Source organism: Pseudomonas sp. MF6776 (assembly GCF_016613125.1).
GTDB classification, from domain to species: Bacteria; Pseudomonadota; Gammaproteobacteria; order Pseudomonadales; family Pseudomonadaceae; genus Aquipseudomonas; species Aquipseudomonas iridis.
Window position 1 is genome coordinate 1 of record NZ_JAENSQ010000010.1, and the last position, 8,641, is coordinate 8,641.

Below are 8,641 nucleotides of genomic sequence, written 5' to 3' on the forward strand. Positions count from 1 at the left end.
GGGGACAAGTAAAGGTGAGGCGGGAAGTCGGTACAACACCAATATCGGTGGCCAAACACAAATCCCAATGTGGGAGCGAGCCTGCTCGCGAATGCGGTGTGACAGGCAATAGATGTATCGACTGATACACCGCATTCGCGAGCAGGCTCGCTCCCACAGGGGATTTTTATTCCATCAGGACTTGGCTGAAGGTTCAGCGCAGGTTGAGTTTCGCCGCAGCACGCGCGGTAATTTCCGTGCGCAGTTTCAACGATGGCGCCGCACGCAACCGGGCCTCGTCGACGATTACACTCGGCGCTGAATCCGGCGAACCCGAGTTAAATGGCGGCGCCGGAGCATACTCAAGCTGCAGTTGCACCAACTGCGCCGTGTCGGCATCAACCAGTTCAGCCGCCAGCACCAAGGCAAAATCAATCCCGGCCGTAATCCCGCCGCCGGTGAACAGATTGCCGTCACGCACTACTCGATCCTTCACTGCAATCGCCCCCAGCGTCGGCAGCAAATCGTGATAAGCCCAGTGTGTCGTCGCGCGTTTGCCTTGCAGCAGACCCGCCGCGCCGAGCACCAGCGAGCCGGTGCACACCGAGGTCACGTAACGCGCTTGCGCGGCCTGGCGTTTGATGAAGGACAGCGTCTGCTCATCCTCCATCAACGGCCCGACGCCAGCGCCACCGGGCACACAGATCACATCCAGATCCGGACAGTCCTCGAATGTGGTGGTCGGTTTCAGCAGCAGCCCGGTGCTGGCGGTGATCGGCATCAGGTCTTTCCAGATCAGGTGCACCTTCACGCCCGGCAGCGAGGCGAGCACGTCATATGGGCCGGTCAGGTCGAGTTGCTGTACCTGCGGAAACAACAGAAAGCCGATCTGCAACGTCATGGTGTTTTTCTCCATTAGGGGGGTGGACGGCTTCACTGTAGGCGCGTACGTTCTGGCGCATACGCCAATCACCCCACGAATTACGCCAAATGCCCAAAGCCATCCACGTACTCGCGTTTGCCAACATGCAGATCCTCGACGTCACCGGCCCGTTGCAAGTGTTTGCCTCAGCCAATGACCTTTGCCGTCAACGCGGCCTGCCTGTTCCATATGCGCCGACGGTCATTGCCAGCGAGGGCGGGGCGGTGATGTCGTCGGCGGGGCTGGCGGTGCTCGCCGAACCGCTGCCGTTGGAGGCCAGCGACACGCTGATCATCGCAGGTGGCTGGGGCATTTATCCGGCGGCGGAGGATAGGCCGCTGGTGGATTGGGTGCGCAAACACGCGGCGAAATGCCGGCGCGTGGCTTCGGTGTGTACCGGCGCGTTTCTGTTGGCGGCCAGCGGCTGGCTCGATGGTCGGCGCGTCGTCACTCACTGGACGCGTTGCGAGCAACTGGCGCAGCAGCATCCGAAGTTGCAGGTCGAGGCCAATCCGATCTTCATCAACGACGGCCCGGTCTGGACCTCGGCGGGCGTCACCGCCGGCATCGATCTGGCTCTGGCGATGGTCGAGGAAGACCTTGGCAGCGATATTGCGCTGGACGTCGCCCGACATCTGGTGGTGTTCCTCAAGCGCCCGGGCGGGCAGTCACAGTTCAGCGTGACCTTGTCGCTGCAAAACCAGGGCAATCGTTTTGATGACCTGCACGCATGGATTGCCGAAAACCTGACCTGCGACCTCGGTGTGCCGACCCTCGCCGAACAGGCCGGCATGAGCGAACGCAGCTTCGTCCGCCACTACCGCGCCGACACCGGCCAGACCCCGGCGCGTGCGATCGAACTGATCCGCGTCGAAACGGCTCGGCGTTTGCTCAGCGATACCGGGCTCCCTGTAAAACGCATCGCGGCAAATTGCGGGTTTGGCAGTGAGGAGACATTGCGTCGTAGTTTTCTGCGGGCGATTGGGGTGACGCCGCAGGCGTATCGGGAGCGGTTTTCGGTTAACGCTGCAACAATCAGCACTGAAGTTGTCGCGCGAAGCTGAACCTGCGCCGAGGGAGCGAGCTTCCTCGCCGCAAATCATTCAGGCCTCAACTTCCGCCACCTGATTAAAATACTTCGTCCGATCCGGCGTGAACGTCACCACCATTTTCGTCCGCGAACACGTCAGCGAACGCTCCTCAGCCAAATCGATATCCAGATCTTCTCCACGCAACCCTTGCCACTGCGCGAGGTATTTCAGTGAGCCGTATTTTTCATTCTTCTTCAGGCTGCGGCTAACGCCACCTTTCCAGCCGAGGACGGGCAGTTCGTTGGCGAGGCAGCGTTGGGCGAGGTCGGGGAAACGGGCGGCGCGCTGGCGGCCGATTTCCCAGCATTTGATCAGGCCTTTATCGGCGGCTTCCCAGAGCTGGGTGCGGCTCAGGCCGGTGCGCAGGGCGCTGTCGATGTTGCGCTGGACGTGCTGGGACATTCTGCTTCCTTGAATTCGGGTTTTGTTGGACAGCTCCGCTGTGCCCGTTGCGGTGGATGGTAGGGGCGGATGTAACAGCTGGCAACAAGGTATTTCGGGGTGTAAGTGCGAGTGGCAGGGGAGGGAAGGGTCAACAATTGTTACGAGTTTGTAGTCCCTCGCTGGAGGGACTGGGGTTTGCTGCTTCAGGCGCAGGCTTGCGTCCTACAGAGAAGGTTTTTTCAGGGAAGTTTCCGACAGACTCCGGCGACTTTTACGGTTGCCATTCACTCTTTTCCCCACTCAAACGTCGATCGAGAAAACTCGCCGCACTGATCAATGCCAGATGTGTCAGCGCTTGCGGTGTATTGCCCAGATGCCGTCCATGGCTGTCGAATTCTTCGGCGTACAGCCCCAGCGGATTGGCGTATCGCAGCAACTGTTCGAATTCCAGATGGGCCTTTTCCACCTGGCCGGCGCGGGCCAGGCATTCGACGTACCAGAACGAACACGCGGCGAATGCGCCTTCGGTGCCGGCCAGGCCATCAATGCCCGCCTCTTCGTTGCGATAGCGATAAACCATGCCATCGCGCACCAAACTCTTTTCGATGGCCTCAAGGGTCGATAACCAGCGTGGATCCTTGGCGCTGACGAAACGCACCAGCGGCATCAACAGCATGGAACCGTCGAGTGCGGTGCCGCCCTTGTACTGGACGAAATGCCCGCGTTCTTCATCCCAGAAGTTGTCCCAGATGTCGGCGTAGATCGCCTGACGGGTCTGGTCCCATTGGGCAAACGGCGCTGGCAATGAACGTTTCGAGGCGAGGCGAATCGCTCGGTCCAGCGCCACCCAGCACATCAGCCGTGAGTGCAAAAAGTGATGCTGCTCACCGCGCATTTCCCAAATGCCTACATCCTTGGTCTGCCATGTCTCACACACCTGATCGACAACTTCGCGCACATGTTTCCAGCCTTCGTGGGAAATGGCGTCGCCGTACTTGTTGACCAGATACACCGCGTCCATCAATTCGCCGAAGATATCCAGCTGAATCTGGTCATACGCACCGTTGCCGATGCGCACCGGTTTCGCGCCGCCGTGCCCCGACAGATGCGCAAGCTCGGTTTCCGGCAGTTCCTGGCGGCCGTCGATGGCATACAGAATGTTCAGTTTCATCGGCTGGCAGTTGCAATCGCTGACCCGTCCGCGTAGCCAGCGCATGTAGGCATTGGCTTCGCTGACGAACCCCAGGCGCATGAATGCGTAAACGGTAAACGAGGCGTCGCGGATCCAGGTGTAGCGGTAATCCCAGTTGCGTTCACCGCCCGGGGTTTCCGGCAGGCCGAAAGTGGCGGCCGCGAGGATCGCGCCGTGTTTGCGTGAGGTCAGCAGCTTGAGCGCGAGCGCCGAGCGGTTGACCATTTCGCGCCAGCGTCCGCGGTAAGTCGACTGGCCGATCCAGTCACGCCAGAACTTCAGCGTGCGCTCCATGCAGAAATCGCCGGCGCCCTCGACGAAACGCGGGTCATCGGTCGCGCCGAGCATGAAAGCGGCGGTCTGGTTCTGTGTCAGCGTGAAGTGGGCGACGGCTGCATTTGCGTCAACCTGCATCGGCTGATCCGACGCCAGACGCAGTGTCGGTTGGCCGGTTGCGCTGAACAGCACGTCCTTCTGATCGGCCTGCCCGCGGGTGTCGGCGCGGGCGTAGTCGTGGCGCACGGCGCAGCGCATATGGAACGTCGCTTCGCCGCTGACCACGCGCACGCGGCGCATCAGCAGTGGCAGGTCATCTTCGCTATCGCCCACTGGCAGCATGTCGGTGATTTCCACCACGGCAAATTCGCTGAGCCAGCGGGTTTGCAGAACGTTGGTGTCCGGCAGGTAAATCTGCTCACGTCGCGCATCGGGCAAGTCCGGCGCAAGCTGGAAAATCCCCGCGTCGGGTGTGTCCAGCAACGAACAGAAAATCGACGGACTGTCGAATTCCGGCCAGCAGAAAAAATCCACGCTGCCCTTGTCGTTGACCAGCGCTGCACTGCGCATGTCGCCGATGATGCCGTGCGCGTCGATCGGGCTTTGTTGTTCTTGATGATGCTCAGCCATTGCCGCGAAACTCCGGATAGAGGCTCATGCCGCCGTCGATGAACAGGGTGGTGCCGACGATGTAATCAGCGGCGTCGGAGGCAAGGAAAACCACGGCGTTGGCGACGTCATCGACGTCGCCGATACGCCCATAGGGAATCAGCTCAAGCAGCTTTTCACCCGCTGCACCTTCGGTGGCTTCTTCATTAATAGCCGTACGAATCGCCCCCGGCGCGATGCCGTTGATGCGAATGCGCTGATGGCTGACTTCCTGAGCCAGAGTCTGCATCAACTGATCAACACCGCCCTTGGACGCGGCGTAATTGACATGCCCGGCCCACGGAATGCGTTGGTGTACAGAGCTCATGTGAATGATCTTGCCGGCAGCCCGTGACACGCCTTCGCGAACGCCCTGGCGATTGAAAATCCGCAGTGCAGCGCGGGCGCAGAGGAACTGGCCGGTGAGGTTGACGCCGATCACTGCGTTCCAGTCATCCAGCGTCATGTCCACCGCTGCGGCGTCTTTTTGCAGTCCGGAATTGGCCACCAGAATGTCCAGCGAGCCAAAGGCTTCGAGGGTCTGGGCGAATAGCCGTTCGACCTCATCTTCCTTCGACACGTCCGCGCCAATCGCGATGGCCTGGCCACCGTCGGCGATGATTTGCCGGGCGAGGGCTTCGGCGGGTTCGGCCTGACGGTTGTAATTGATGACCACCGCTGCACCCGCAGCGGCCAGTGCTTTGGCGGCAGCGTGGCCGATGCCGGAGCTGGCGCCGGTAATGAGTGCGACCTGGCGGGCGAGGGAAATCTGCATGCGAATTTTCGCCTTGAGTGAGGACCTATTTAGCTGACCGACGGCCAGCCTTGAGAGTTCAGCCAGAAGATCAAAAGATCGCAGCGTGCCGCAGCTCCTACAGATGACCACATTCACCTGTAGGAGCTGCGGCACGCTGCGATCTTTTGATCTTTAGGCCCTTCACATTCCACCAACAATTCCCCGCTTCCACACCCCTCATCCATATGGCAACTTGGCCGCCCCTGACGAGGTTGTGACCGATGGCAAACCCCTACCGCGAATTGTTCACCGCCCCCGGCGCCCGGAATTTTGTCCTCGCCGGGATGATCGCGCGCATGCCGATCTCCATGACCGGTATCGGCGTGATCACCATGCTTTCGCAGTTGTACGGCGGGTACGCGTTGGCCGGTGCGGTGGCGGCGACGTTTGCCCTGGCCACGGCGTTCTGCGCGCCGCAGGTTTCACGGCTGGTCGATCGGTTTGGCCAGGGCAAAGTCCTGCCGATTTCGGCATTGATCGGCGGCGGGGCGCTGCTGATGTTGCTGCTGTGCACACGGCTGCAGGCACCAACCTGGACGCTGTTCATTTTCGCCGCGCTGGCCGGTTGCATGCCGAGCATGTCGGCGATGGTGCGGGCGCGCTGGACTGAAATCTATCGTGGCCAGCCACAATTGCAGACGGCGTATGCGTTGGAGTCGGTGCTTGATGAGGTCTGTTTTATCGTCGGCCCGCCGCTGTCAGTGGGGTTGTGCGTTGCAGTGTTTCCCGAGGCCGGACCGTTGGCGGCGCTGCTGGCGCTGACGATTGGCGTGACTGCATTTGTAGCGCAGCGCAGCACCGAGCCACCCGTGCACCCGCATGCGTCCGGGGATCATGCCTCGATCATTCGCTCGACCGACATTCAATGGCTGCTGGCATTGATGATCGCCATGGGCATCATCGTCGGCGTGATTGATGTGGTGAGCGTCGCGTTTGCTCAGCATCAGGGACAACCGGCGGCGGCGAGCATTGTGCTGTCGGTGTATGCCATCGGCTCGTGCCTGGCCGGTATCGCCTTTGGCGCCATGCGCTCGAAACTGCCATTGCCTCGGTTGTTTTTATACGGCGGCGTGGCGACGGCGGTGACGACCTTGCCGCTGTTGTTGGCGAGCAACATTTTTGGCTTGTCGGTGGCCGTGTTCGTCGCCGGACTGTTCTTCTCGCCGACGCTGATTGTGGCGATGGCGTTGATCGAGCGCATCGTGCCACCGGCCAAACTCACCGAAGGGCTGACCTGGCTGGTGACCGGCTTGAGTATTGGCGTGGCGGTGGGCGCCGCCGGGTCGGGTTGGCTAGTGGATGCCTACGGCGCTCGCAGTGGATTCTGGCTGGCGATTGCGGCGGGGGCAGTGGTGTTGGTGTCTGCGGTGCAGAGTTTCCGGCATTTGAAGTGATCGATCCGCGGACTAATTCCGGTCAGGCCTCATACGTTCTCTTTTACAGATAACCCATTGAGGTAAACGCGGTGACAAAGCTGACACTGCTGTGCCTGCCCTATTCGGGCGCCAGCGCTATGGTTTACAGCCGCTGGCGGCGCCAATTGCCGTCGTGGATGCAACTGCAGCCGGTGGAATTGCCCGGGCGCGGCGCCCGTTACGACGAACCCCTGCAAATCGATATGCGTGAGCTTGCCCGGCAACTGGCCCGTGAGCACAAACCCGGTTTGCAGGCCCCCTATGCGCTGTTCGGGCATAGCCTCGGCGCACTGCTGGCTTGTGAAATGGCTCACGCCTTTCGCGAACTTGGCGTTGCTGAGCCGGTGGCGCTGTTTGCTTCCGGAACCGCGGCGCCAAGCATGCGCAGCGATTACGACCGAGGTTTCGCCGAGCCGCGCAGTGACGAAGAACTGATCGAGCAGTTGCGCGCCTTTCAAGGCACCAGCGAAGAAGTGCTCGCCAATCAGGAACTCATGAGCCTGACGCTGCCGGTACTGCGTGCCGACTTCATGATGTGCGGGCGTTTCACTCCGATCGACCGACCGCTGCTCAATTGCCCCGTGCACGTATTGGGTGGCAAGGAAGACCGGGCGACCACCGAACAATTGATTGGCTGGAGCAAAGAGACCCAGGGCAGTTTCTCGGTGGACATGATGACCGGAGGGCACTTCTTTATTCATGAACACGAGGCCCGGGTCATCCGCACGATCAAGACCCATCTGGAAGTCCATCACCGGCGCCATGCGCAATCGGTGGCGCCCGCGTATTAACGCGCGGCTCTCCTATCAAATGATTACTGGAGGCCAGTCATGGCTGTTGCTGTGGGATTTTCCGTTCGGCCGCTGTTGCCGCATCGGGGGCGCTTGCCGCTATTGGTGGAAGCGACCGATCCGGACACCGACCTGTTGGCGGTGTTCGACGAATTGAAAGTGTTGGTCGACGAACATTTGTTGCGCGACGGTGGGTTGCTGTTCCGCGGATTTCGCCTGGACGGGGCCGAGCCGTTTCGTCAGTTCGCGGCCAGCTTCGGTCATCCGCTGTTGAATTACGAGTTCGGTTCCACGCCGCGCACCAACGTGACGCATGGGGTTTACACCTCTACCGAATACCCGGCGCACCAGAGTATTCCGCTGCACAACGAGCAGGCCTACTCCCGCGACTGGCCGATGAAGATCTGGTTCTACAGCATGATCGCGGCGAAGTCCGGTGGCGAAACACCGATTGCCGACAGTCGCGAAGTCTATCGGCGTATTCCGGTGGCCATTCGTGAACGCTTCGTCAGCAAAGGCCTGATGTATGTGCGCAACTTCGGCAACGGGCTGGATGTGGCCTGGGAAGATGTGTTCAACACCGACGACCGCGATATCGTCGAAACTTACTGCAAAGCTCACGGCATCCTCTGCGAATGGAAAGACGACGGTGAGTTGCGCACCCGGCAAACCTGCCAGGCAGTGGCCAGCCACCCGGTGACGGGGGACATGGTCTGGTTCAATCAGGCGCATCTGTTCCACATTTCCAACCTGCAAGCGGAGGTGCGTGAAAGCCTGTTGGACATCGTCGACGAAGAAGACTTGCCGCGTAACGTTTATTACGGCGATGGCTCTCCTATCGAAGATGAAGTCCTGGCTCAGATTCGCGCGGTACTCGACGAGTGCGCGATCAGCTTTGCCTGGCAGGAAGGCGCTGTGCTGATGCTCGATAACATGTTGTCGGCTCACGCCCGTTCCCCGTTCGAAGGCCCGCGCAAAGTTATTGTCGCCATGGCCGAGGGGCATACGATGGACGTGCGCTGAACGATCCGGTGGTTTGCTTGAATAAATGCCGAAGCCGTTCCTGTAGCGACTTCGGCATTCGTGCGTCTGGCGCAGGTTGCCGCTGGGCCGGTATTGCGCCGGGTTGCTAAATCATTGCGTTTGT

8 protein-coding genes are annotated in these 8,641 nt (G+C 60.6%); 4 read left to right on the forward strand and 4 right to left on the reverse strand.

The features are described from left to right. Positions 1 to 193: 193 nt before the first annotated feature. Positions 194 to 880, reverse strand: a complete 687-nt coding sequence (gene inhA / locus JJD74_RS13420; protein ID WP_200614557.1) for an isonitrile hydratase — start codon at positions 878 to 880, stop codon at positions 194 to 196. Between the two features lie 89 nt (positions 881 to 969). On the opposite strand from inhA, the gene JJD74_RS13425 reads away from it, so the two are divergent. Next, positions 970 to 1,965: a GlxA family transcriptional regulator gene (locus tag JJD74_RS13425; RefSeq protein ID WP_200614560.1), complete on the forward strand. Its 996-nt coding sequence runs from the start codon at positions 970 to 972 to the stop codon at positions 1,963 to 1,965. A 39-nt stretch (positions 1,966 to 2,004) separates the two neighbouring features. On the opposite strand, the gene JJD74_RS13430 is transcribed toward JJD74_RS13425, so the two are convergent. The 3 genes from JJD74_RS13430 to JJD74_RS13440 form a co-directional block, all read right to left on the reverse strand. Beyond that, complete coding sequence (locus JJD74_RS13430) at positions 2,005 to 2,394, reverse strand: hypothetical protein (RefSeq protein WP_200614562.1); 390 nt, start codon at positions 2,392 to 2,394, stop codon at positions 2,005 to 2,007. 253 nt (positions 2,395 to 2,647) lie between these two features. Next, positions 2,648 to 4,474: a glycoside hydrolase family 15 protein gene (locus JJD74_RS13435; RefSeq protein ID WP_200614565.1), complete on the reverse strand. Its 1,827-nt coding sequence runs from the start codon at positions 4,472 to 4,474 to the stop codon at positions 2,648 to 2,650. Further along, on the reverse strand, positions 4,467 to 5,267 hold the full coding sequence (locus JJD74_RS13440) for a glucose 1-dehydrogenase (protein ID WP_042558556.1): 801 nt from the start codon (positions 5,265 to 5,267) through the stop codon (positions 4,467 to 4,469). Before JJD74_RS13440 ends, JJD74_RS13435 begins: the two co-directional genes overlap by 8 nt. A gap of 242 nt (positions 5,268 to 5,509) precedes the next feature. On the opposite strand from JJD74_RS13440, the gene JJD74_RS13445 reads away from it, so the two are divergent. From JJD74_RS13445 to JJD74_RS13455, 3 genes are all read left to right on the forward strand, one after another. Next, positions 5,510 to 6,682, forward strand: coding sequence for an MFS transporter (locus tag JJD74_RS13445; protein WP_200614567.1), 1,173 nt, complete (start codon positions 5,510 to 5,512; stop codon positions 6,680 to 6,682). Positions 6,683 to 6,753: 71 nt separating this feature from the next. Continuing rightward, the gene (locus JJD74_RS13450; RefSeq protein WP_042558558.1) at positions 6,754 to 7,494 is read left to right on the forward strand and encodes a thioesterase II family protein; all 741 of its coding nucleotides are present in this window, start codon (positions 6,754 to 6,756) and stop codon (positions 7,492 to 7,494) included. 39 nt (positions 7,495 to 7,533) lie between these two features. Next, complete coding sequence (locus JJD74_RS13455; protein ID WP_200614578.1) at positions 7,534 to 8,517, forward strand: TauD/TfdA family dioxygenase; 984 nt, start codon at positions 7,534 to 7,536, stop codon at positions 8,515 to 8,517. The last annotated feature ends 124 nt before the right edge of the window (positions 8,518 to 8,641 follow it).